Origin of the sequence: Cupriavidus basilensis, from assembly GCF_029335485.1 — a bacterium.
In the GTDB taxonomy this organism is placed as follows: domain Bacteria; phylum Pseudomonadota; class Gammaproteobacteria; order Burkholderiales; family Burkholderiaceae; genus Cupriavidus; species Cupriavidus basilensis_E.
On record NZ_JARJLM010000260.1, the window covers coordinates 1 to 22,490 of the forward strand.

The window sequence follows — 22,490 nt, forward strand, 5'->3', positions numbered from 1 at the left end:
CGCCGCCCTGGCCATCCCGGCTATCTGCACCCCCGCGGCGCATGCCGCCGACAAGTACCCCGCCAAGACCGTGCGCCTGATCGTGCCGAATTCCCCCGGCTCAACCGCCGATGTGGTGGCGCGGGTGGTGGCCGAGGGCATGGGCCAGGATCTCGGGCAACCGTTCTATGTGGAGAACCTTCCCGGCGCGGCCGGCATCCCCGGCACGCGGCAACTGGTATCCGCCGCGGCCGATGGCTACACCCTTGCCGTGGTGTCGTCCAACCACGCCATCAATCCCGGGCTGTACCGCAATATTCCCTATGACAGCGTGAAGGACATCACCCCGGTCGCGCTGATCGGCACCACGCCGCTGGTGCTGGTGGTCGGCGCGGGGTCACCCTACAAGACCGTTCAAGAGCTGATCGCGGCCGCGCGCGCGCATCCGGGCAGTCTTGCCTATGGCTCTTCCGGCAAAGGCAGCGTGCTGCATCTGGCCGGGGAACTGCTCAAGGCGAAGGCCGGCATCGATATGCTGCACGTGCCCTACAAGGGGGTGAACACCTTGATGACGGATGTGCTGGGCGGGCAGATCAACACGGCGTTCCTGGCCACGCCATCCGCGTTGCCACAGATCAAGGCCGGCAAGCTGCGCGCGCTGGCGGTCAGTACGCCGGCGCGCCTGGATAGCCTGCCGGGGGTGCCGACCCTGGCGGAATCCGGCGTCAAGGGTTACGCCTACGACGCGTGGATCGCGCTGATCGGGCCAGCGGGACTGCCGAAGGACATCACCTTGCGCCTGCAGCAGGCCATGGCCAAGGCCCTGGGCGCCGCCAAGGCCCGCGACCTCTTCGCCGCGCAGGGCTTTGTCGTCAAGAGCGGCAACGGCGAGGAAACGGCCCGCACCATCCGCGACGAGCTGGGCCGCAGCCAGGCGCTGGTCAAGAGCGCATCGATCGTGGCGGAGTGAGGCGCGCTGGCGGGTTGGATCCATTTGCCATCCTCCCCTCCCGGCCGACGAAGCTGATCCGCAGGGCGAGGCAGATCGGCCCGGCGAATGGTCGGTCGATGGCGAGACAAGAAAGCAGGCCGCCTCCCCGCAGGGGCGGTGAAACTGCCTTTGACTTTAAGCTTTTGAGCTTTTGATCGGAAAGCAGACCAGTTCGCGCCGCTTGCGCGCCGACCGGCTTGCCTTCCTTGTGCTGTACCACGAGGGTCGACGACCTGGCCGGCTTGCTCGGGTCGGGCCACTTGTCGGTGGGGGGCTGGATATTGATGAAGAAGGTGGTCAAGTCCGGCGTATAGGCAATGCCGGTGATTTCGCAGCCATGCGGCCCCACGAGGTTGCCGTGCAGGGCCCCGCGCTGAAGGAAGAGGTGGCGCAGGCGCACGCCGGCTTCCGGCAGCCTGGGCGCCCCGCCATGCTTCAGGCCAGCGGCGCTGGGGCCTGCATGCCGAACTTCTCCAGCCAGGGCTGGAGCTGCGGCAGGATGGCCGGGTTCAGCGCCACGCCATCGCGCAGCTGGCGTGCCTTGCGTTCCAGCGCGCCTTGCCCCGGCAGGCGCACGCGATCCATGCCCGGCCGTGGCGGGTTGTCGGTGCAGGCCCACGCGATCCAGCCCATTTGTCCCGCAAAGGCCTCTTCGCCGGCAAAGGCCGACGGGTCCAGTATCTGCAGGAACACGGTATTGCCCCAGTTCTTGCCCGGATCGTCGCGGCCATGGCCGGCGAGGCCGGCCGTCAGCGCCTCTACCATCAGCGACAGTGCATAGCCCTTGTGGCCGGCATCCAGGCCGCCCAGCGGCAGGATCGAGCCCGCATGCGGCGGGAACAGGACGGCGGGGTCGTCGCTGGCATTGCCGTGCTCGTCGATCAGCCACTGGTGCGGCAGGCGCTTGCCCTCCTTGTACAGCCGGGTGGTCAGCCCGACCGTGGTGATGGAGGTCGAGACATCGATCAGCACCGGTCCCTGCGGCGTGGGAAAGCCCACCGCCATCGGGCTGGGCGAGAACACCGGACGGGTGCCGCCGAACGGCGCCACCGATTTGGCCGCCGGCGCCGAGGAGTACAGCAGCATCACGAAACCCGCCCGCGTGGCCCGCTCCAGGTAGGCTGCCAGGCAAGCGATATGGTGGGCGCGCCGGATGGTAACCGTGCCGGTGCCGTAGTCGCGCGCCCGCGCCATCGCGCATTCCATCGCACGCAGCGTCAGCCACGGCCCGGGCAGGCGCTTGCCGTCCCAGGTCGCCACGGCGGCGCGGTTGGCCAGCACGTCGTAGTCCTCCTTGAGCGCCATGCTGCCGCTTTCGATCTCGGCCAGATAGGTGGGCAGCAGTTGCAGGCCGTGCGTGTCATGGCCCATCAGGTCGCCTTCGACCAGGATGTCCGCCACGTCGGCGGCCCGCTCGGCGGGCATGCCCACGCGCTCGAACATGGCCCGGGCCATGGTGCGCAGCGCGGCGGCGTCATGGCGTGTGGTGGCTGGGGATTGACTTGACATAGGAGTTCCTTGTGAGATGGGGCGCGTCCGGCGCGCCCGGGTTTTCAGGCAATCAGGTAACCGCCGTCGACCGGCAGGATGACCCCTGTAATGAATGCAGATGCCGGAGCGCAAAGGAAGGCCACGGCGTCCCCGATGTCCTCGGGCCGGCCCCAGCGGCTCAGCGGCGTGCGCTGCAAGATGGCGCCGCTGCGCGCCTGGTCCTCCTGCAGCGCCTGCGTGAGCGGCGTGGCGATCCATCCCGGCGCGACAGCGTTCACACGGATGCCGTCGGAGGCATAGGCTAACGCCAGCGACTTTGTCAGCTGCGCAACGCCTCCCTTGCTGGCGGCATAGCCTGGGACCAGCGCGCCTCCGAAGAAACTGAGCATCGAAGCCGTATTCACGATCACGCCGCGCCGCGCGGCCAGCAGGGGACGGGCGGCGCAGCAGATGCGCATCGTGCCCGTGAGGTTCACCGCGACCACCTGCTCGAACACCGCCACGTCATGCTCCGCGCCGCCGCGGCGAATGATGCCCGCACAATTCACCAGGATGTCCAGCGCGGACAGTTTCCCGAATAGGGCAGCCACATCGGCTTCGCTGCTCACGTCCGCCAGGCAGACATCGATGCGGGCGTCGAGCGAGCCGTCACCGTGATCAATACCCACTGCGGTCACGTTGGCACCGAGCGTGGCAAGGGCATTAGCCACCGCTGCACCTATGCCTTGGGTCGCGCCGGTGACAAGGGCATGCTTGTCCTTGAAGAGGTCAGGCTGGAATGTCATGGTAATCCGGAGGAAAAAGGCGTGGCGGGAGGCGGTCAATCCAGCGCCCCGCCACTGTTGGAGAACTACTGGCGCAGGCCGACCTTGCCGATCAGGGATTTGAAATAGGCGTTGTCCTTTGCGATCGCAGCCTTGAATTCATCCTGGTCCGCATAGGAGAAGCCCAGGTTCTGCTTGTCCATCATGTCCCTGAGCGCCGGCTCGCGGACAGTCCTGGCGATCGCTTCGCGAAGCACGTTCACCACTTCTGGCGGCGTGCTAAGGGGCACGGCAATGCCGCGCCATGTGCCAATGGACAAGTCCACCTTGCTCTCCTTCAACGTCGGCACGGCCTCGAAGCCCTTCACGCGCTTGTCGGACATGACCGCCAGCGTCTTCAGCTTGCCGGCGGCCACATAGGGATAGACTTCGGCGGGGCTCACCGTCACCGCATCGATATGGCCGCCCAGCAAGGCCAGCACCGCGGGATTCCCGCCCGGGTAAGGAATGTGATTGAAGCTGGTGCCGGTCTTGTTTTCCAGCGCGGCCGCGGCAAGGTGCCAGATCGATCCATTGCCTCCATTGCCGACCCGGATCGCGCCCGGGTTCTTGCGGGCAGCATCGAGGAATGCCTCCACGGTTGTGTATGGCGAATCGCCGCGCACGGTGATCGCGGAAGGGTCGACATTCAGCCGCGCAACCGGCGTGAGGTTTTCGTACGTGAGCTTGGTCAGCCCAAGGTGCGGGACGATCGTGATGTCGGCCGTCACCAGGGACAACTTGTAGCCATCGGGCTTTGCATTGGCCACCTCCGCCCAGCCGATCGCCCCGCTTGCGCCGGGCTTGTTCACCACGATCACGTTCTGCGGCAGGTGCTTTCGCGCAGAATCCGCAAACGCCCGCGCCAACGCATCCGTCCCGCCCCCCGCCTGGAAGGGCACCACCAGTTCGATGGCATGCGAGGGATAGGCAGTGCCCTGCGCGTAAGCCTGGGTGCCGGCGGAACCCAGCAGCGCCACGCCCAGGTGAAGTCCACAACAGAAGCGAAAGGCGATTTTTTTCACGGGACTTGTCTCCATTTCTTATTCAGGATGATGTTGGCTTGCTGCGATACCAGCTTGCGCCGCAGCTGCGCGTTGGACTCTGCGCAAACAGGTCGTGCGGCCGCCGGACATTGACCAGGCCGTCGATGCGACGGTATCGCTGCAGTGCCTATTGCCTGGCGGCATGCAGCGTGACGGCATCGCTCACGTCTGCGGCATGAAAACCCCCTTTCCCGAAAGCCGTCGTGCGCACGGGATTGCATCATCGCTACCGGATGAATTGATCGGCGTAGTCGGCCCCCAGGCCTACCGCCTCGAAATGCGTGCGGCACATCTCGATCTTGGTGAACACGTCTTCGAATCCCATGCCTTTCCCCCATGGGTCCGTGTAGTACATGACCCCGTTGACCTGGAAGTACGTGATCATTTCCTCCACGTCGGGCGGCACATACAGCGTGTGGGTCTCGCCAGGCGGTTCAAAGACATAGCTGCCTTCCGTCGCTTCCCAGTCGTGCTCGAGGTAGCGCCAGCGGCCCTTGAGAACGAAGCCGTGGACCGCCTGCGGATGACGATGGCGGCTCAGGACCCCGGATTTGCGCACGCGCAGCAGGTTCATCCAATAGCCTTGGCTTGCATTCAGGCATAGCGGCCGAAACCAGACGTTTTCCGCCTGCGGCACCCACAGGCGTTCATCGGTGGGGATGGCTTGCGGCACGACGATTTCGGGGCGCGCATCCCTGGGGTTGGGAAATTGGTACGGGGTAAGCGGTTCGATGTCAGGCGTATCGAGTGGCATATTTGTCCATATAGTGGATATTATGACTACAATATGGATTTATTCTAGGGAGAGGCTTCGCCCGGGAAAAGGAGGGTTTTCCCTCGCCGACTTGCCGGGACACCCTCTTGCCGCATCTCTTCCTTGAAGAAACCCAGCCACTGAAGCGCCGCAGGTGGCTATGGAAATCCCCGGCCTCGGGGCTTCGAACCACCGAGCAGCCCGCGCGACACGCGACAGCACCCCATGGCGGCCACTCCGATGCCGAGCGTCTTGAGTAGCGGGAATGTCGTGGCTTCCGGGCCTTCATGTGACCGAGGCGCGGACGCCGGCCGTACTTCCGGACTGATGGACTGGCGCGCAGGACATCCATTGCTCGATGTCGCGCTGGCGCGCGAATAACCGCGGCAGCCGGGCCACGTAACGGTGAGATGGCGCTGGATCCACAAGAACACGACAACGCATCGTCCTGGGGAAAACCCCCGTATGACAAAGTTGGTTCAATGCTAAACTTAGTCCACAAAGTAAACAACTAGACCACATTGTGGACATTAAATATGCCGACCGAACAACCAGATACGCAGCCGTTGATGCCGTATCAATATCCCAACCCTGCGGAGGCATCGCCTGAAATTGTCATCTCCAACGCAATTCCGACCGACGAGAGGCTGTGGGTGCCTCAGGCGGAAAACGTCTGGTTTCGGCCCCTATGCCTGAACGCAAGCCAGGGCTACTGGATGAATTTGCTGCGTGTGCGCAAGTCAGGCGTGCTGAGTCGCCACCGGCACCCGCAAGCAGTGCATGGTTTCGTGCTTAAAGGCCGCTGGCGCTATCTGGAGCACGATTGGGAAGCGACCGAAGGCAGCTACGTGTTCGAGCCGCCCGGCGAAACCCACACACTGTATGTGCCACCAGACGTCGAGGAAATGATTACCTATTTCCAGGTCAACGGGATCATGTACTACACCGACCCTTGGGGCAAAGGAAACGGCTACGAGGATGTATTCACGAAGATCGAAATGTGCAAGAAACACTTTACCGAGGTCGGGTTGGGCCAAGACTATGTCAATCAATTCATCCGCTAAAGCCACAAGCGTGGCTAATTACGACTTTTCAGGGCTCGTAGCTGTAGTCACGGGCGGTGGCCAGGGCATCGGTGCCGCCATTGCGCGCCAGTTGACCGGTCACGGAGCCACTGTGGCTGTCTGGGATTTGGCTCCCCAGGACACTGGCCACCAGTGGCGCGTGGACGTGATGGATGCCGACAGCGTGTTTCAGGCCTGTCAACAAACGCTTTCGGAATTGGGGCGCATCGACATATTGGTCAACAGCGCTGGCTACGCTGGCCCAACCCAGCCACTGGAAACGTACGACCCGGCCGTGTGGGAACGCATCGTCCAGGTCAACCTTGTCGGTACCTTCAACACTTGCCGGGCAATTGTTCCCGCCATGCGGCGCGAAGGGACTGGCCGCATCGTCAACATTGCGTCGCTTGCAGGCAAGGAGGGAACACCGAATGCGTCAGCCTACAGCGCTGCCAAGGCGGGAGTCATGGCTCTAACCAAATCACTAGGAAAAGAACTGGCCGAAACCGGCATTCGTGTGAACGCCGTGGCACCTGCCGCGATTCGAACGGATCTGCTGGAACAGATGTCGCCGACGCACGTGCAAACCATGATCGACAAAAGCCCCATGGGGCGATTGGGTGAATCCGAAGAAGTCGCAGAACTGGTGACCTGGTTGTGCTCAGGGTCATGCACGTTCAGCACCGGCGCCGTCTTTGACCTGTCTGGCGGGCGCGCCACCTACTGACGTCGGCGCAAACGATTATCTGAACCCCACAAGCGCATGAATTACGAATTCGACTTCAGCTTCCTCACGACGTACTGGCGCGCACTGTTCGACGGCATGCTGCTGACCCTGCGCATGTCCCTCACTACCATCGTGCTTGGCTTCGTCGTCGGCGTGGCGCTCGCCGTGGCCCGCACGCAGGGCGGCCCCCTGCTGCGCAAGGCGGTGGGCTTCTATGTGGAGGCGCTTCGCAACACGCCGCTGGTGGTCCAGGCCTTCTGGCTGTTCTTCGGCCTCGCCGCGATTCAGGTTCGGGTGCCGGCGCTCGCGGCTGCGGTCATCGCGCTGGTGATCAACGTGTCGGCCTACACTGCCGAGATCGTGCGGGCCGGCATCGAGTCCGTTCCGCGCGGCCAGCTGGAAGCGGCATCCTGCCTGGGAATGTCACGCTGGAAGATGCTGCGCCTTGTCATCCTGCCGCAGGCGGTGGAGCGCATGTACCCAGCGCTTATCAGCCAGTTTGTCCTGATGATGCTGGCCACTTCCATCATGTCGCAAATCTCCGCAGAAGAGCTGACGGCGGTCGGTTACGTCATCCAGTCCGAGACCTTCCGCGGCTTCGAGATCTACCTCGTCATCGCCGTCGTCTACCTCGCCATGTCCTGGCTGTTGCGGTTGACCATGGCCGGCCTAGCCAACGCCGCGTTCCCCCGCCGCCGTCGCCTCAAGACGCCGCTCTGAGTCACCGGCCCACACAAGGAAAACAGAATGCTGTTCGGAATCTCGCTCGATCAGATCGCCTTTATCTTTAAGGGGGCGGGCTGGACGCTGGTGCTCGCGCTCATGGGTTTCGTCGGCGGCTTGCTGGCGGGCCTGCCGATCGCGCTGGCGCTTAGCCGCGGCGGCTGGCTGCTGCGCGGCGTGGCCGGTGCCTATGTGAAGCTGATCCAGGGCATCCCGCTGCCAGTGATCATGTTCCTGTGCTACTTCGGCATCAGCATCGCGGGCTTCGAGCTGCCCTCGCTGGTGGCCGCAGGGCTCGCCATGACGGCCTATGCCAGCGCCTACCTCGGCGAGATCTGGAAGGGCTGCCTCCAAGCCGTCCCGCGCACGCAGTGGGAAGCCGCTGAATGCCTGGCACTGCGGCCGCTGCAGCGCGTGGTCCACGTGATCTTGCCGCAGGCGGTGCGCATCGCTATCGCGCCGACAGTGGGATTCCTGGTGCAGATCGTCAAGAACTCGTCCTATGCCGTCGTCATCGGCTTCTTCGACCTGACCTACTCCGCACGGGTGGTGAACAACTCCACCTTCAAGCCCTTCGTGGTCTTCACGCTGGCCGCGCTGCTGTACTTCGCGATCTGCTACCCGCTCTCTTCGCTGGCGTACCGCCTCGAGAAACGCCTGGCCCGGCGCTGAGCACGGCCACCGCACAGAACAAGGAATTTCCCATGGATGACATCGTCCGCTTTCACAAAGTCTGCAAGTCGTTCGGCGACGTGCAGATCCTCAAGGATGTGAACTTCTCGGTCGGGCGCGGCCAGGTGGTCGCGCTGATTGGCCGTAGCGGCTCGGGCAAGACCACGGCGCTGCGCTGCATCAACGGCCTGGAAACCATCCAGGGCGGCGAGCTGCATGTCTGCGGCCGGGCCATGCATTCGGGCACGGTCGACCTGCTGGCGCTGCGGCAAGAAGTCGGCATCGTGTTCCAGAGCTACAACCTCTTCCCCCACCTGACAGTGCTGCAGAACGTGACCCTGGCGCCGCGCAAGGTCAAGCATATGCCGCGCAAGCAAGCCGATGACCTGGGCATGCAGATGCTGCAGAAGGTGGGGCTGGAAGAGCGCGCCCACTACTACCCGGAACAACTCTCCGGCGGCCAGCAGCAGCGCGCGGCCATCGCGCGCTCGCTGGCCATGGAGCCCAAGCTGATGCTGTTCGACGAAGTAACCTCCGCCCTTGACCCACAGCTCACCGGCGAAGTGCTGCGCGTCATCGAGCGGTTGGCACAGGACGGCATGACGATGGTGCTGGTCACACACGAGATGGCATTTGCCCGCTCGGTGGCCGACCAGATCATGTTCATGCACCAGGGCATCGTCTGGGAGCGCGGCAGCGACGACCTGCTAAGCCACCCCTCCACTCCAGAGCTGCAGCAGTTCGTGGCCAACGGCCTGTGAGCCGGGCAGCCATTTCACTTTTCACTATAAGCAGGAGACACGCCCCATGAAGCTCACCCGACACCTTTTCTTCGCCCTGGCCGCGCTCTCGCTCGCCGCAGGCGCTACAGCGGCACACGCGGCCAACTCGCTGGACACCATCAAGCAGCGCAAGACGATCCTGGTTGCGGTCGACATTGGCGCGCCGCCCTACGGCATGATTGACGACCAGGCCCGGCAGGTGGGTTCCGACGTCGAGGCGGCAAAGCTGCTGGCGCAAGATCTGGGCGTGGCGCTGCAGATCGTTCCGGTAACTGGCCCGAACCGCGTGCCGTTCCTGCTCAGCCGCAAGGCCGACGTGGTGATGGCTTCCTTCTCCATCACCGAGGACCGCAAGAAGGTGATCGACTTCTCCGAGCCCTACGGCGTGGTGCCGATCGTGGTTGGCGGGCCCGCGTCCGCCAAGGTCACGTCCTTCGCTGACCTGTCCGGCAAGACCATCGCAGTCACCCGCGGCACCACGAGCGACCAGGAACTGACCCGCGGCAGCAAGGGGATCCCGGGTGTCGGCATCGTGCGCTACGAGGACGATGCCACCACCAACACCGCCGTGGCCACCGGGCAGCAGGATTTCATCGCAACCCCGCCCAGCGTTATCTCGGCCGTGAAGAAGGCCAACCCGTCGCGCGACATCGTCCCCAAGTTCGCCGTGAAGGCCTACCCGTACGGCATTGGCCTGCGCAAGAACGAGCCCGAGCTAAAAGCCTGGCTCGACGGCTGGGTCAAGACCAACCTCAAGAACGGCAATTTGAACGAGATCTACAAACGCTACTTCGGCATGCCCCTGCCACCGGAAGTGCTTCAATAAACCGCGCAGAGACCACACTCCTTCACTACTGCCATGCAGACTCCCACCGCAGAATCCTCCACGCCTTCCTCCTCCACGCCCGGGGTCGCGCGCGTCATCCGGCTGCACCCGCAGGACGATGTCGTCATCTCGCTGGGCCAACTGGTGTCCGGCACGCCCGTCCCCTCGGAAGGGATCACCGTCGCCGGGCTGATTCCGCCCGGCCACAAGATGGCCACGCGCGCCATCGCACCGGGAACGCCCGTCCGGCGCTACGGGCAGATCATCGGCTTCGCGAGCCAGGCGATCCAGCCTGGCCAGCACGTGCATACGCACAACCTGGCGATGGGCGATTTCGCCCGCGACTACGCTTTCGGCGAGGAGGCGCGTCCCACCATTCCGGCGCCTGCGCCGGCCACCTTCCAGGGCATCGTCCGGGCCGATGGCCGGGTGGCAACGCGCAATTACATCGGCATCCTGACCTCGGTCAACTGCTCGGCCACCGTGGCACGCGCCATCGCCGACCATTTCCGCCGCGACATCCACCCGGAGGCGCTGGCAGATTTCCCGAACGTGGACGGCGTCGTGGCTCTCACCCACGGCACCGGCTGCGCCATGGATTCCGAAGGCGAGGGCCTAGCTCTCCTGCAGCGCACGCTTGGGGGCTACGCTTGCCATCCCAACTTCGCGAGCCTGTTGGTGATCGGCTTGGGCTGCGAAACCAACCAGATCCCACGGCTGCTGGCGACCCAGGGCCTGCAGGACAATGAACGCTTGCGCGCATTCACGATCCAGGACACGGGCGGCACCACCAAGACCATCGCGCGCGGCATTGAGCTTATCCGCGAGATGCTCCCCGCTGCCAATGCGGTGCGGCGCGAGACGGTGCCGGCAAGCTATCTGATCGTGGGGCTGCAGTGTGGTGGCTCCGATGGCTATTCCGGTATCTCCGCCAACCCGGTTCTCGGTGCGGCGGTCGACTTGCTGGTGCAGCACGGCGGCACGGCCATTCTGTCGGAGACGCCCGAGATCTATGGCGCCGAGCACCTGCTCACTCGCCGCGCTCAGACGCCAGACGTCGGTCGCAAGCTGGTTGAGCGCATTCGCTGGTGGGAGGCCCACTGCGCCCGCAACGGCGCCGCGATGAACAACAACCCGTCGTCGGGCAACAAGGCCGGCGGCCTGACCACGGTGCTGGAGAAGTCGCTAGGCGGAATCGCGAAGGCCGGGTCGACCAACCTGGTGGAGGTCTACGAGTATGCCCAGCCAGTGCAGGCTCACGGGCTGGTGTTCATGGACACGCCTGGCTACGACCCGATCTCGGCCACCGGCCAGGTGGCCGGCGGCGCCAACCTGATCTGCTTCACCACCGGCCGCGGCTCGGCCTACGGGTGTGCGCCATCGCCTTCCTTCAAACTGGCCACCAACACCGCACTGTGGGAGCGCCAGTCGGACGACATGGACCTGAACTGCGGCGAAATTCTGGAAGGCCGGCGCACCATTCCTGAACTGGGCGCCGAACTGTTCCAGCGACTGCTGGACATCGCGTCGGGAGAGCGCTCGCGCAGCGAATGCCATGGCTATGGTCAGCAGGAGTTCGTGCCTTGGCAGATCAGCGTGGTCGTCTGAGTTTGCAGACTGGTCCCATGACTCCTGACTGCGCATCTCCGTTACTGCGGCATGCCGCAAACGATGGGTACGCGGAACGTGGGCGGTGACAATATGCTTGAATTGAGCGCTTGCATTGCCGATGTGGGGTCTGAGCTGGGTCCGCCCAGCCCGCAGGTTTTGGGCCTGGATCAGGCTGCCCAGGTCTGGTTCATGGCACCAGACCTGCGGTCCCCGGGTAACTGGGCTATCGAGCGCACACCCAGGGGCGCGGCTGCATACCAATTTCGAGCTGTTCTACGAGCCGCAGCGGCGCCATTCGGCACTCGGCTACGCCAGACCCCGGTACAATTCGAGACAGTTCAAAAAATGCAGGTCGGTGCAAACCGGCAGCCGTCCAGCCTTCGAGCGGATCATGAAGATTCCCCGAAGGGTTTGTCCTATCTCAGATTCGCCATGACCAAATCGTCGTCGCCCGCGCCACGGGCATCCTCGCAGATTGCCGGAACGGCCGCATTCTCCAAGTTCATGCACTTACTGCAGCTTGTGGCCGATACGCCTGAGCCTTTGACCATCGCGGAACTCAGCAAGCTGAGCGGCTATCCGCGCCCGACTGTCTATCGCACCGTGGCTGCTCTGGTCGCGGAGCGACTCCTGGAGGAGAGCCCTCAAACGGGCCGCCTGGCACTCGGGCCGCGTCTGATTCAATTGGCCAACCGGAGCTGGGGGCGGTCGGAGTTGCGGCTGGCGTCGGTAGAAGACCTCAAACAGTTGCGCGACATCACAGGCGAAACAGTCCATTTGGCCGTGCTGAATGGTCACCACATGGTTTATGTGGAAAAGCTGGAAAGCCCGAGTGCCGTGCGCATGACTTCCCGTATCGGAACAAACGTCTCTCTCCACTCGACTGCGGTAGGGAAGGCCTATCTCGCCGCGCTCGAAGACACCGCTTGCGATACGTTGCTACGGGAGTTGCCACGTCCCCTCACTCGCTACACACCCAATACCATCACGACACTAGCTGGCCTGCGCGCGCAGCTGGTCGATATACGCGGTCGTGGCTGGTCAGTCGACGAGGAGGAACAAGAAGCGGGCATTTATTGTTTTGGTGCAGCCATCTTTGGACGTCAAGGGCAGCCCATTGCCGCAATCAGCGTCAGCACGTTGCGATTCCGCCAAAAAGAGGATCCTTTGCACGCCTATGTGCAGCCATTGCTGGAAACCTGCAGAGTCATCTCTCAGCGCATCGCAGAGACACCAGCCTTTGCCGATACGGACTCCTTCTGAGAGTCGCGCCGTTGTCCGTTATCGTCACTGAGATCTGTTTCATCGCAGATTGACCATTTGGGCTCGTGTGGCCAAGTGCGTGCAGATTGACCTTCACCCTATGATGTCCACAGGCGCTCGAAATCGTTAATACGGAAGCGCTCGGTTAAGGCCTCGATGAACAGACGGGCCTTCGCCGGCAGGTGGGTACGCGTCTGGAACGCGATGTTCATGGTCAGGCGGGGCAGTTCCCAGTCGTCCAGGATTGGCACAAGCGTCCCTGCCTGCAGGTCAGCATAAACGATGTACTTCGGCTGAACGAGGATACCCATGCCATCGATGGCCGCGCGCCGAACAATCTGACCGTCATTGGCCGACAAGGCCGGCTTGACCTTGACGAGCACGGAACTGCTACCGTGCTTCAGCGCCAGTTCTTCGGGATTCAGCGCATACGTGTAGATCAGCATCTTGTGAGCCTTGAGGTCGTCAGGCGAGGTCGGGGTGCCGTACCGCTCAAGGTACCGGGGCGATGCGGCGAAGATGCGACGCGTTTCTGCCAGTCGCCGGATGGTGATGTTGCTGTCCACTTCGAACGGCCGCGTCCGGATCGCCACGTCTACGCCGTTTTCAATGATGTCCAGATAGCGGTTGGCGGAAACGACATCCACTGTGATGTCGGGGTAGCGTGAGGTGAACTCGGGCAGAAGTGGCTCGATATGAAGCATGCAAAAGGAGAGCGAGGCAGAGACCCGGAGCAGGCCAGTCGGATTGACGGCGGCTTCGCTGGCGATTTCTTCGGCCTCGCGCATTTCCGAGAGGATGGACTTGCAGCGCCTGTGGAACTCCTCGCCGATCTCGGTCAGGTACAGCCTGCGGGTCGTGCGCTGTATCAGTTTCACGCCCAAACGCGCCTCGAGCCCGACCAGCAAGCGGCTGGCGGCGGAGGTCGAGAGATCCAGTGCTTCTGCCGCTCGGCTGATGTTGCCCAAGTCCGCAACATGCACAAACAATTCGATTTCCCGGAATGGGTCCATGCTTTACCTCTGATATGAACAACGATTTGGCATAAATGCAAATCTTTGTTGCTTATGGTGAGAAATTTCAATGGGGTGAATGGTCCTGATTTTCCCGGCATGCGCAAAGGACATTTGCTGTGTGCGCATTTTTCACCGTTGATTGCGAATATATACTGCCTTCGCGGTCGGAATTTGAACAACACATACAAATATTTTGGAGACAGCATGAACCAGGATGAACGTGCCTCACCGGCCGCTGAGCTACCATACTTCGAGGAAGCGGGCTCTGACGCAGTGGTCAATTCGCGGATGGGAGCGCAGGCCGATTCGCGGTTGCGCCAGGTCATGGAAGTGTTCGTCAGGCACCTGCACGCAGCGGTCAAAGAAATTGAACCGACCCATGCCGAATGGCTTGCGGCGATTCAGTTCCTCACCGCGACCGGCCAGATGTGCAACGAGTGGCGCCAAGAATACATCCTGCTGTCCGATGTGCTCGGCGTCTCGATGCTGGTAGACGCCATCAACCATCGTCGACCGAGTGGTGCCACGCCGAACACGATCCTGGGGCCGTTCTATGTGGAGAACTCCCCCAACTATGAACTCGGTCACAACATTTGCCTGGACGGCAAAGGCGAACCGCTGATTGTGTCGGGCCGTGTCGTCGATACGGCGAACAACCCAGTTCCCCACGCGAAGCTCGAAGTCTGGCAGACCAACAACGACGGCTTCTACGATGTCCAGCAGCTTGGAATCCAGCCGGAATCCAATTTGCGCGGCACGTTCACCGCCGATGCCGAAGGCAGTTACTGGTTCCGGTCGGTAAAGCCCCGCCACTATCCGATTCCGTCCGATGGCCCCGTCGGGCAACTGCTGGAGAAGATCGGGCGACATCCCAACCGCGCCGCGCACCTGCATTTCATCGTTTCGGCTCCGGGCTACGAGCCCGTGATCACGCATATCTTCACCCCCGATTGCCCCTATCTGCACCAGGACGCCGTGTTCGGTGTGAAGCGTGAGTTGGTCGCGGATTTCCGACGGGTCGAGGATCCCGCTGCAGCGGAAAGCGCAGGCCTGACGGCACCGTTCTGGTCGGTTGCATGGGACTTCACCCTGGCGCCACTGGCGCGCTGACGGTCGCCCCTTGGCACTGGCATCGTTTATCCCGACATTCTGTCAGTGGCAATACGCTGCGTGCCGAAATTGTTGTTTTTCTCTTCTGTGAGTCTTTAGACATGAGCGCATCCCAAATCGATCTGCTGGCTGCATATTGGACCCTAGCTGGCGACGTCTATCCCTGTGCCCCCAGCGAGGTCAGTCCCTACCCGCTACAGGACCGCGCGGCAGCCGCCGCAAAGGCGGGCTGGACAGGGCTTGGCCTGGTCCTCAGCGACCTGCAGGCGACCATCGACAAGCAGGGGCTGGCCGGCGTCAGGCATATCCTGGACGACAACGGGATCAAGCATTTCGAGCTTGAGATCCTGGTCGATTGGTACACCGATGACGAGCGGCGGATCAAATCCGACGCCTTCCGCCGCGACGTGATCGAGCTCGGCGGTGCGCTGGGCATGAAGAATCTCAAGATCGGCGCGAGCCATCTCGACCGGAATCCGCCGAGCACGGCAAAGATGGCGGATGAGTTTGCGAAGCTGTGCCAGGACGTTGCCGAAGTCGGCGCGACGGTCTCGCTCGAATTCATGCCTTTCTCGCCGATTCGTGGCATTGCCGACTCACTGGCGATCGTCGAAGCCGCCGACCAGCCGAATGGCGGACTGACGGTGGACAACTGGCACGTTTGCCGCGGTGGCGGCTCCTACGAAGACGTTGCGCGGATTCCGGCGCGTTTCCTGAAATCGGTCGAACTCGACGACGCGGTGGACGAGATCCAGGGAACCCTGTTCGATGACACCCGCTTCCAGCGCCGGCTTTGCGGTGAAGGATCGTTCGATCCGCCCGCATTCATCCAGGCCGTACAGGTGGCAGGCTTTGCGGGCCCCTACTACGGCGTGGAGATCATCTCCGAGCATTTCCGCCGCCTGCCGCTCGACGTGATGGCAAAGCGTGCGTTCGATAGCACGATGGCTCAGTTCGAGGCCGCAAAAGCCCGATCGGCCAAGCCGGCAGCCTGATTAGTGACCACCTGACCTGACAGCAACGCTGTGGCGCGGAAGGCGCGCTGCAGTTCATCCTTCCGGAGACAAACATGATCCGAATTGCAGTACTTGGTGCCGGCCGCATCGGCAAGATTCATGCACACAACGTGGCAGCTTGCCCCGATGCCAAGCTCGTCGTCGTGGCGGACCCCTTTGCGGAGGCCGCAAGCAGCCTGGCCGCAAAACTCGGCTGCGAAGCCACGACCGACTGCGACGCGGCTATTGCCCGCAACGACGTCGACGCAATCGTGATCGGCACGCCGACCGATACGCACATCAAGTTCATGCTGCAGGCGGTCGAGCAGGGCAAGGCCGTGCTTTGCGAAAAACCGATCGACCTCGATATGGGCCGCTCGATCGCTGCCGCGCGGGAAGTGGAGCGGCTGAATGGGCGCGTCATGCTGGCCTTCAATCGCCGCTTCGACCCGACCTCGCAGGCCTTCCGCAAAGCGATCGACGCCGGCGAAGTCGGCGAGATCCGCCAGGTCGTTATCTCCAGCCGCGACCCTGGCATGCCGCCGCGCGACTACGTGTTGCACTCCGGCGGCATCTTCCGCGACATGGTGATCCACGACCTGGACCTGGCGCGCTGGTTGCTGGGCGAGGAACCGGTCGAGGTGATGGCGATGGGAAGCCGCCTCGTCGATCGGACCCTGGAAGACGTGGCTGACTACGATACGGTGATGGTCCAGCTGAAGACCGCTTCCGGCAAGCAGTGCCATATCAATTGCTGCCGTGAGGCCGTGTATGGCTATGACCAGCGGTTCGAGGTGTTCGGTGCCAAGGGCATGCTGCTTCAGGACAACTTGCGTGCGTCCACGATCCGCCGCTGGAGCGCGACGACCACCGACGCCCGGGAGCCGCTGCTCAATTTCTTCCTCGAACGCTATGTCGAGGCCTACAAGAACGAGCTGGAAGCATTCGTTGCGGCCGTCGCAGCAAATGCGCCCATGCCGACCACGGTAAACGACGGACTGCAGGCGCTGCGCCTCGCGGACTGCGCACTCGAATCTGTCCGCACCGGGCAGGTTGTCAAGGTCTGACCAATCGGCTGACCAACCGGGGCGGATAACAGCCCCGCTGAACGGAGGAGACCAATCATGAGAAAGCCCATCAACCACGAAGTACTGGGAGTGGCGTGCCTTGGCATCACCCATCCGCACACCTCGGGCCGGGTGAAGGCGATCCTGCGCCGCAAGGATGCCCGCATGCTGGGCGCCTACGATAACAGTCCGTTGCTGACGCCATTTGCCGAAGCCTTCGGCCTGCAAAGCCGGAGCAAGGAGGAAATCCTCGCAGATCCCGATGTCCACGTTGTTCTGGTCCACTCCAAGAGCGACAAGATGGCGGACCTGACGATCGAGGCGCTGGAAGCCGGCAAGGCGGTGTTGTGCGAGAAGCCGGCGGGACGCAGTGCTGTCGATGCAAAGCGCATCGTCGATGTGGTCGAGCGCACCAGCGGCATGGTGCAGGTCGGGTACTGCTGGCGCTTCGCGCCGTCTGTCGACGCAATGCAGGCGGCGCTGGAGAGCGGCCGCCTTGGTCGGGTGCTCCAGGTCCGTGCGCATGGCGGTTGCTCGCACGACGAAGCGGCGACCAGCCATATGAACCAGCCTGGTGATATTGGCGGTGCGGTATTTGTCATCGGCTGCCATCTGGTTGACCGAATCCTGATGCACTTCGGTATGCCGAAGTCAGTCAACGCGCGGATCCACAAGTTCGCCGACTATCGCGGGCCGGAATCGCGCGAGGATGCCGCCGGTGCGGTGCTGAACTATCCCGACAAGGTCGTGGTGGTCGATTTCATGTCCTGGGACGTGCTGCCATGGACGGAAAGCTGGGACATTACTGCCTACGGGACCGAAGGCATCATGTCGGCCCGCTCGTTGCCCGCGAGCTACAAGCTCTACGACTCGGGAAAAGGGCTGTATCCGGAAGGCTGGACCGAGTGGCAGGAAACAAGCTTTCCCGAGATATGGGCAGTACGAAAGACCGAGTACTCGCCGGAACTCGCGGAGATCGGCAATCCCGCGTACTTCGACCGCGAGGCAGAGGCCTTCTTTGGTGCATTGCGCGCTGGTACGCCTTCGGTGGTGCCCGCCACGCAGGCCTACAACATCAGCCGCGTCATCGAGGCCTTGTTTGCCTCATCAAAGGAAGCGGGCGCGGAAGTATTTCTCGACGCCTGATCGGATGGCGTAGTCGTTCCCCGTCGGTGCCGCTTTTTCTGGCGGTGCTGACGGTAACTCAAAAAACAGACTGGAGACAAAAACATGAATCCCCTCAAGATCGCCGCCGCCGCCGTTTTCCTGTGCGCCGGCACGCTTGCCTCGCAAGCGTTTGCCCAGGCCAAGCCGCTCGTAGGCATCGCGCTGCCGAATAAATCGGAAGCGCGCTGGATTTCGGACGGCCAGAACATCGTGGCCGGCTTGAAGGCAAAGGGCTATGCCACAGATCTTCAGTACTCGGAATATGACGTTCCGACTCAGGTCAGCCAGATCGAGAATCTGATTACCAAGGGAGCAAAGGCACTGGTGATCGCCCCGATCGATGGCAAGACCCTGTCCGACGTCCTCCAGCGTGCCGCGAGCCAGGGTATCAAGATCATCTCCTATGACCGGATGATCGCGCAAACGAAGAACGTCGACTATTACGCCACCTTCGACAACTATCAGGTTGGCGTGCTGCAAGCGCAGAGCATCGTGTCGAACTTCCAGAAGAAGAACGCGAAGAGCTTCAATATCGAGATCTTCGGCGGGTCGATCGACGACAACAATGCCCATGTCATCTATGCCGGCGGTATGTCGGTCCTTAAGCCCTACCTGGACAGCGGGAAGTTTGTCGTGCGCAGCAAGCAGACCGCACTGGAGAAAGTCGCGACCTATCGTTGGGAAGGCTCTGCCGCACAGTCGCGCATGGACAACCTGCTGAGCGCGTACTACGGAAACACACGCCTGGACGCGGTCTGGGCGCCCAATGATGCCACTGCGATCGGCATCATCTCATCGCTCAAGGGGGTCGGTTATGGCTCCCCGCAGCAGCCGATGCCCGTGGTCACGGGGCAGGATGCCGACTTGCCGAACATCAAGGCAATTATTCGCGGCGACCAGGCCAGTACCGTCTTCAAGGACACGCGGCAGCTCGCCGGCGTGGCGGCCGACATGGTGGACGCCGCACTGGCCGGCAAACCGGTGCCCGTGAACGACACCAAGAGCTACAACAACGGGGTTAAGGTCATTCCGACTTACCTGGTCAAGCCGGTTCTCGTCGACGCCTCCAACTGGAAGGAACTACTCGTGAAGAGCGGCTTCTACGCCGAATCGCGCCTGAAGTAAGAGGTACGCGTCCGCCGTCGATGCCATGCACGCGCGGCGGACGAACACATGGCATGCCTACCTTTTTGCAGGCACGCCGTCCGAGTGTGAGAGATAGGGGACAACTGCGATGGGCGGAGAAACGATCCTGCAGATGCGCGAGATCCAGAAGAGCTTTGGTGGCGTCAAGGCACTCAAGAACGTCAGTCTCGACGTAAAGCGGGGAGAGATTCATGCGATTTGCGGCGAGAACGGCGCGGGTAAGTCCACCCTGATGAAGATCCTGAGTGGCGTCTATGCGCATGGCTCTTACGCTGGTGATATCCACTACGACGGACAGCTTCGGCAGTTCCTTGGTATCCGCGACAGCGAGGACATCGGCATCATCATCATTCACCAGGAACTGGCCCTGGTCCCGATGTTGTCGATCGCCGAGAACATCTTTCTTGGCAATGAGCGGGCAAGGAACGGCATTGTCGACTGGGAAGTGTCGTATTCGAAGACACGGGAGCTATTGCGCAAGGTTGGCCTTGCCGATGACCCGGCTACCGAAGTCGGCGCACTTGGCATCGGCAAGCAGCAACTCGTGGAAATCGCCAAGGCGCTGTCGAAGGACGTCAAGCTGCTGATCCTCGATGAACCGACGGCAAGCCTCAACGACAACGACAGCGAGAAACTGCTGTCCCTGCTGCTCGACCTGAAAGCGCGCGGCGTCACGGCCATCATCATTTCCCACAAGCTCAACGAGATCTCGCGGGTGGCCGATGCCATCACCATCATCCGTGATGGCGCGACGGTCGATGTGCTCGACTGCAAGGGGGGAAACGTTGACGAAGACCGCATCGTCAAGGCCATGGTGGGCCGTGATATGGCGGACCGGTATCCACGTCGTGAGCCACGCCTGGGAGAGAGGCTGTTTGAAGTCAGGAACTGGAGCGTCCGGCATCCCACGCAGGACGACCGGATGATGATCAAGGACGTCAGTCTCCACGCCAGGCGGGGAGAGGTCGTGGGGATCGCCGGTCTGATGGGTTCGGGACGCACGGAACTCGCCATGAGCATTTTTGGAGGCAACTACGGCCGCGGCATTCAAGGCGAGGTCTTCGTCGAGGGCCGGGCCGTGGATGTCTCCAGTGCGCGCCAGGCGATCGAGAGTGGCATTGCCTACGTGACGGAAGACAGGAAGGGCTGCGGGCTGCTGCTCGACGATTCGATTGTCAGGAATATCACCCTCGCCAACCTGGGGGCGGTATCGGCTTCCGGTGTGATCGACGAGCATCGCGAGGCGGTGGTGGCGGAGGAGTTCCGCCGCAAGCTGCATATCCGCTGCCATACGGTTTCGCAGGCCGTCGGAAACCTGTCGGGGGGCAACCAGCAGAAGGTTGTCCTTGGGAAATGGCTGTTCGCCGGACCGGATGTGCTGATCCTGGACGAGCCAACGCGGGGCGTTGACGTAGGCGCGAAGTACGAAATCTACACCGTCATCAACCAGGTGGTGGAGGAAGGAAAGTGCGTGGTCATGATCTCATCTGAAATGCCTGAACTGCTGGGCATGTGCGATCGGATCTACGTGATGAACGAAGGCCGCATTGTGGGAGAGTTCTCGGCAGAGGACGCAAGCCAGGAAGCGATCATGCGGGCAATCGTAAGAAATGGAGGCAATTGAAATGAACAAGTCCGCATCCAAGCTGCAGGGGGCTCCATCGAGTCTGGAGGGGATCAAGGCCGCACTGAAGGGCGGCGCTCGCGAGTATGGTCTGCTGATCTCGCTGCTGGTGATCATCGTCTTCTTCCAGGTGTCGACAGGTGGCGTGCTGCTCCAGCCCCTGAACCTGACCAACCTGATTCTGCAGAACAGCTATATCGTCATCATGGCGCTGGCCATGCTGATGGTCATCGTGGCCGGCCATATCGACCTGTCCGTCGGTTCGGTGGCCGGCTTTATCGGGGCATTGTCCGCGGTGCTGATGATCGAGCAGGACGTCAACCCATTCGTCGCAATCGCATTGTGCGTGCTGGCCGGGGCTGCCATCGGCGCTATCCAGGGTTACTGGGTGGCGTATTGGAAGATGCCATCGTTTATCGTGACGCTTGCCGGGATGCTGGTGTTCCGCGGCCTGACCATCCTAGTGCTGGAAGGACAGTCCGTCGGACCATTTCCCGACCAGTTCGGGGCAATGAGTTCCGGCTTTATTCCTGATGTCTTCCACGGACAGAGCCTCCGTGTGACGTCGCTGTTGATCGGCGTCCTGCTCGCAGCAGCGTTCCTGGTGATCGAACTGCGTGCCCGCGCCAAAGCTGCAGCGCACGGAATGGCCGTGGGCTCCAGTTTCGTGTTCCTGCTGCGCAATCTGGTGCTCGCCGGCCTGGTTCTGGCTTCGACCTACTTGCTGGCGAGCTATCGCGGTTTGCCGACGGTACTGATTATCATGGGGGTGCTGATCGCTGCTTACACGTTTGTGATGAACCGGACGGTCTTTGGCCGACGCATCTACGCGGTGGGCGGGAACGCCAAGGCGGCGAAGCTCTCTGGCGTCAACACCGAACGGATCACGTTCCAGACCTTCATCAACATGGGCGTGCTGGCTGCGCTGGCGGGCCTGATCTTCGCGGCGCGGCTGAACAGCGCCACGCCCAAGGCAGGCACGGGCTTCGAGCTTGACGTGATCGCGGCATGCTTTATCGGCGGCGCTTCGGCCTCCGGGGGGGTCGGCAAGGTCATGGGCGCGGTGATCGGGGCATTCATCATGGGCATCATGAACAACGGCATGTCCATTTTGGGGATTGGCGTGGACTACCAGCAGGTCATCAAAGGCATCGTGCTGCTCGCTGCCGTCTTCGTCGACGTCTACAACAAGAACAAGGCGTAAGTCGACGCCTGTCGGCAACAGGCGCAAGACCCGCTACGTTACGCCGAATTTTCTTGCAACCGCTTCCTTGCAGCCCCGGAACTCCGGGGCCGCGGGATCCACTCATCCCTGAATTCCTGAAGGTGAACATGATCAAGCACATCGTGATGTGGAACGTCCACGGGGATACGCCGGCCCTCAAGAAGGAAACTGCCTTGCTCGTAAAGCGCCAATTCGAAGGGCTGATCGGCAAGATCCCCGGAATGCGCAAACTGGAAGTCGGCATGGATATTTCCGGCGTCGACTATGCGTGCGACCTGGTGCTTTACACCGAGTTCGACGATACGGCTGCGCTCGCTGCTTACGCGTCCCACCCCGAGCACCTTCGCGTGCGGGAAAAGTTGGGCGGCTGCCGCATCGCGCGTCACCAGGTCGATTACATCTGAACGG

At 62.3% G+C, this 22,490-nt stretch carries 23 protein-coding genes; 17 read left to right on the forward strand and 6 right to left on the reverse strand.

Annotation, left to right across the window (positions count from 1 at the left end; all coding sequences use genetic code 11):
• Positions 1-949, forward strand: a 949-nt coding sequence (locus tag P3W85_RS15080) for a Bug family tripartite tricarboxylate transporter substrate binding protein (protein WP_346430265.1), incomplete at its 5' end; no start/stop codon positions are given.
• Here P3W85_RS15080 and P3W85_RS45330 read toward each other — a convergent pair.
• The 5 genes from P3W85_RS45330 to P3W85_RS15105 form a co-directional block, all read right to left on the reverse strand.
• Entirely contained in the window at positions 921-1,370 is a 450-nt protein-coding gene (locus P3W85_RS45330) for a hypothetical protein (RefSeq protein WP_346430266.1), read from the reverse strand. The two genes, P3W85_RS15080 and P3W85_RS45330, sit on opposite strands and share 29 nt — an antisense overlap.
• Before the next feature lie 35 nt (positions 1,371-1,405).
• Positions 1,406-2,479 carry an Ldh family oxidoreductase gene (locus tag P3W85_RS15090; RefSeq protein WP_276265386.1) on the reverse strand — a complete coding sequence of 358 codons (1,074 nt, stop codon included), beginning with the start codon at positions 2,477-2,479 and terminating at the stop codon, positions 1,406-1,408.
• Between the two features lie 44 nt (positions 2,480-2,523).
• Positions 2,524-3,246 (reverse strand): SDR family NAD(P)-dependent oxidoreductase, encoded by a 723-nt coding sequence (locus P3W85_RS15095; protein ID WP_276265412.1) that lies wholly within the window; start codon positions 3,244-3,246, stop codon positions 2,524-2,526.
• A gap of 65 nt (positions 3,247-3,311) precedes the next feature.
• A complete protein-coding gene (locus tag P3W85_RS15100; protein WP_276265387.1) occupies positions 3,312-4,289 on the reverse strand; it encodes a Bug family tripartite tricarboxylate transporter substrate binding protein in 978 nt (325 codons plus the stop codon).
• Positions 4,290-4,536: 247 nt separating this feature from the next.
• Positions 4,537-5,064, reverse strand: a complete 528-nt coding sequence (locus P3W85_RS15105) for a 2,4'-dihydroxyacetophenone dioxygenase family protein (protein WP_276265388.1) — start codon at positions 5,062-5,064, stop codon at positions 4,537-4,539.
• A 536-nt stretch (positions 5,065-5,600) separates the two neighbouring features.
• On the opposite strand from P3W85_RS15105, the gene P3W85_RS15110 reads away from it, so the two are divergent.
• The 8 genes from P3W85_RS15110 (at position 5,601) to P3W85_RS15145 (ending at position 12,732) form a co-directional block, all read left to right on the forward strand.
• The gene (locus P3W85_RS15110) at positions 5,601-6,128 is read left to right on the forward strand and encodes a 2,4'-dihydroxyacetophenone dioxygenase family protein (protein ID WP_276265389.1); all 528 of its coding nucleotides are present in this window, start codon (positions 5,601-5,603) and stop codon (positions 6,126-6,128) included.
• Entirely contained in the window at positions 6,106-6,855 is a 750-nt protein-coding gene (locus tag P3W85_RS15115) for an SDR family NAD(P)-dependent oxidoreductase (protein ID WP_276265390.1), read from the forward strand. Before P3W85_RS15110 ends, P3W85_RS15115 begins: the two co-directional genes overlap by 23 nt.
• A gap of 36 nt (positions 6,856-6,891) precedes the next feature.
• On the forward strand, positions 6,892-7,575 hold the full coding sequence (locus tag P3W85_RS15120; protein WP_276265391.1) for an amino acid ABC transporter permease: 684 nt from the start codon (positions 6,892-6,894) through the stop codon (positions 7,573-7,575).
• 27 nt (positions 7,576-7,602) lie between these two features.
• Positions 7,603-8,250 carry an amino acid ABC transporter permease gene (locus P3W85_RS15125; protein ID WP_276265392.1) on the forward strand — a complete coding sequence of 216 codons (648 nt, stop codon included), beginning with the start codon at positions 7,603-7,605 and terminating at the stop codon, positions 8,248-8,250.
• Between the two features lie 32 nt (positions 8,251-8,282).
• Positions 8,283-9,011, forward strand: a complete 729-nt coding sequence (locus tag P3W85_RS15130) for an amino acid ABC transporter ATP-binding protein (RefSeq protein ID WP_276265393.1) — start codon at positions 8,283-8,285, stop codon at positions 9,009-9,011.
• Positions 9,012-9,057: 46 nt separating this feature from the next.
• Entirely contained in the window at positions 9,058-9,858 is an 801-nt protein-coding gene (locus P3W85_RS15135) for a transporter substrate-binding domain-containing protein (protein WP_276265394.1), read from the forward strand.
• 33 nt (positions 9,859-9,891) lie between these two features.
• The gene (locus tag P3W85_RS15140; RefSeq protein ID WP_276265395.1) at positions 9,892-11,466 is read left to right on the forward strand and encodes a UxaA family hydrolase; all 1,575 of its coding nucleotides are present in this window, start codon (positions 9,892-9,894) and stop codon (positions 11,464-11,466) included.
• 435 nt (positions 11,467-11,901) lie between these two features.
• Positions 11,902-12,732: an IclR family transcriptional regulator gene (locus P3W85_RS15145; RefSeq protein WP_276265396.1), complete on the forward strand. Its 831-nt coding sequence runs from the start codon at positions 11,902-11,904 to the stop codon at positions 12,730-12,732.
• Between the two features lie 98 nt (positions 12,733-12,830).
• Here P3W85_RS15145 and P3W85_RS15150 read toward each other — a convergent pair whose 3' ends face one another.
• Entirely contained in the window at positions 12,831-13,745 is a 915-nt protein-coding gene (locus P3W85_RS15150) for a LysR family transcriptional regulator (protein WP_276265397.1), read from the reverse strand.
• A gap of 207 nt (positions 13,746-13,952) precedes the next feature.
• Here P3W85_RS15150 and P3W85_RS15155 point away from each other — a divergent pair, with 207 nt between their 5' ends.
• The 8 genes from P3W85_RS15155 to P3W85_RS15190 all read left to right on the forward strand — a co-directional run bounded on the left by P3W85_RS15155 (position 13,953) and on the right by P3W85_RS15190 (position 22,486).
• On the forward strand, positions 13,953-14,858 hold the full coding sequence (locus P3W85_RS15155) for an intradiol ring-cleavage dioxygenase (RefSeq protein WP_276265398.1): 906 nt from the start codon (positions 13,953-13,955) through the stop codon (positions 14,856-14,858).
• A complete protein-coding gene (locus tag P3W85_RS15160; RefSeq protein WP_276265399.1) occupies positions 14,825-15,853 on the forward strand; it encodes a sugar phosphate isomerase/epimerase family protein in 1,029 nt (342 codons plus the stop codon). The genes P3W85_RS15155 and P3W85_RS15160 overlap by 34 nt, the downstream gene beginning before the upstream one ends.
• Positions 15,854-15,927: 74 nt before the next feature.
• Positions 15,928-16,920, forward strand: a complete 993-nt coding sequence (gene iolG, locus P3W85_RS15165) for an inositol 2-dehydrogenase (protein ID WP_276265400.1) — start codon at positions 15,928-15,930, stop codon at positions 16,918-16,920.
• A gap of 57 nt (positions 16,921-16,977) precedes the next feature.
• The gene (locus P3W85_RS15170) at positions 16,978-18,066 is read left to right on the forward strand and encodes a Gfo/Idh/MocA family protein (RefSeq protein ID WP_276265401.1); all 1,089 of its coding nucleotides are present in this window, start codon (positions 16,978-16,980) and stop codon (positions 18,064-18,066) included.
• Positions 18,067-18,150: 84 nt separating this feature from the next.
• Positions 18,151-19,212, forward strand: coding sequence for a multiple monosaccharide ABC transporter substrate-binding protein (gene chvE, locus P3W85_RS15175; protein WP_276265402.1), 1,062 nt, complete (start codon positions 18,151-18,153; stop codon positions 19,210-19,212).
• A 109-nt stretch (positions 19,213-19,321) separates the two neighbouring features.
• Entirely contained in the window at positions 19,322-20,857 is a 1,536-nt protein-coding gene (gene mmsA / locus P3W85_RS15180; RefSeq protein ID WP_276265403.1) for a multiple monosaccharide ABC transporter ATP-binding protein, read from the forward strand.
• Entirely contained in the window at positions 20,844-22,061 is a 1,218-nt protein-coding gene (gene mmsB / locus P3W85_RS15185; RefSeq protein ID WP_276265404.1) for a multiple monosaccharide ABC transporter permease, read from the forward strand. The genes mmsA and mmsB overlap by 14 nt, the downstream gene beginning before the upstream one ends.
• A 128-nt stretch (positions 22,062-22,189) precedes the next feature.
• Positions 22,190-22,486 (forward strand): Dabb family protein, encoded by a 297-nt coding sequence (locus P3W85_RS15190; protein WP_276265405.1) that lies wholly within the window; start codon positions 22,190-22,192, stop codon positions 22,484-22,486.
• Positions 22,487-22,490: the final 4 nt, after the last annotated feature.

Coding starts and splice junctions, on each gene's coding strand:
- P3W85_RS15090 (WP_276265386.1), bottom strand. CDS start 2,479: ATGTCAAGTCAATCCCCAGCCACCACACGCCATGACGCCGCCGCGCTG.
- P3W85_RS15095 (WP_276265412.1), bottom strand. CDS start 3,246: ATGACATTCCAGCCTGACCTCTTCAAGGACAAGCATGCCCTTGTCACC.
- P3W85_RS15105 (WP_276265388.1), bottom strand. CDS start 5,064: ATGCCACTCGATACGCCTGACATCGAACCGCTTACCCCGTACCAATTT.
- P3W85_RS15110 (WP_276265389.1), top strand. CDS start 5,601: ATGCCGACCGAACAACCAGATACGCAGCCGTTGATGCCGTATCAATAT.
- P3W85_RS15115 (WP_276265390.1), top strand. CDS start 6,106: ATGTCAATCAATTCATCCGCTAAAGCCACAAGCGTGGCTAATTACGAC.
- P3W85_RS15120 (WP_276265391.1), top strand. CDS start 6,892: ATGAATTACGAATTCGACTTCAGCTTCCTCACGACGTACTGGCGCGCA.
- P3W85_RS15125 (WP_276265392.1), top strand. CDS start 7,603: ATGCTGTTCGGAATCTCGCTCGATCAGATCGCCTTTATCTTTAAGGGG.
- P3W85_RS15130 (WP_276265393.1), top strand. CDS start 8,283: ATGGATGACATCGTCCGCTTTCACAAAGTCTGCAAGTCGTTCGGCGAC.
- P3W85_RS15135 (WP_276265394.1), top strand. CDS start 9,058: ATGAAGCTCACCCGACACCTTTTCTTCGCCCTGGCCGCGCTCTCGCTC.
- P3W85_RS15140 (WP_276265395.1), top strand. CDS start 9,892: ATGCAGACTCCCACCGCAGAATCCTCCACGCCTTCCTCCTCCACGCCC.
- P3W85_RS15145 (WP_276265396.1), top strand. CDS start 11,902: ATGACCAAATCGTCGTCGCCCGCGCCACGGGCATCCTCGCAGATTGCC.
- P3W85_RS15150 (WP_276265397.1), bottom strand. CDS start 13,745: ATGGACCCATTCCGGGAAATCGAATTGTTTGTGCATGTTGCGGACTTG.
- P3W85_RS15155 (WP_276265398.1), top strand. CDS start 13,953: ATGAACCAGGATGAACGTGCCTCACCGGCCGCTGAGCTACCATACTTC.
- P3W85_RS15160 (WP_276265399.1), top strand. CDS start 14,825: ATGGGACTTCACCCTGGCGCCACTGGCGCGCTGACGGTCGCCCCTTGG.
- iolG (WP_276265400.1), top strand. CDS start 15,928: ATGATCCGAATTGCAGTACTTGGTGCCGGCCGCATCGGCAAGATTCAT.
- P3W85_RS15170 (WP_276265401.1), top strand. CDS start 16,978: ATGAGAAAGCCCATCAACCACGAAGTACTGGGAGTGGCGTGCCTTGGC.
- chvE (WP_276265402.1), top strand. CDS start 18,151: ATGAATCCCCTCAAGATCGCCGCCGCCGCCGTTTTCCTGTGCGCCGGC.
- mmsA (WP_276265403.1), top strand. CDS start 19,322: ATGGGCGGAGAAACGATCCTGCAGATGCGCGAGATCCAGAAGAGCTTT.
- mmsB (WP_276265404.1), top strand. CDS start 20,844: ATGGAGGCAATTGAAATGAACAAGTCCGCATCCAAGCTGCAGGGGGCT.
- P3W85_RS15190 (WP_276265405.1), top strand. CDS start 22,190: ATGATCAAGCACATCGTGATGTGGAACGTCCACGGGGATACGCCGGCC.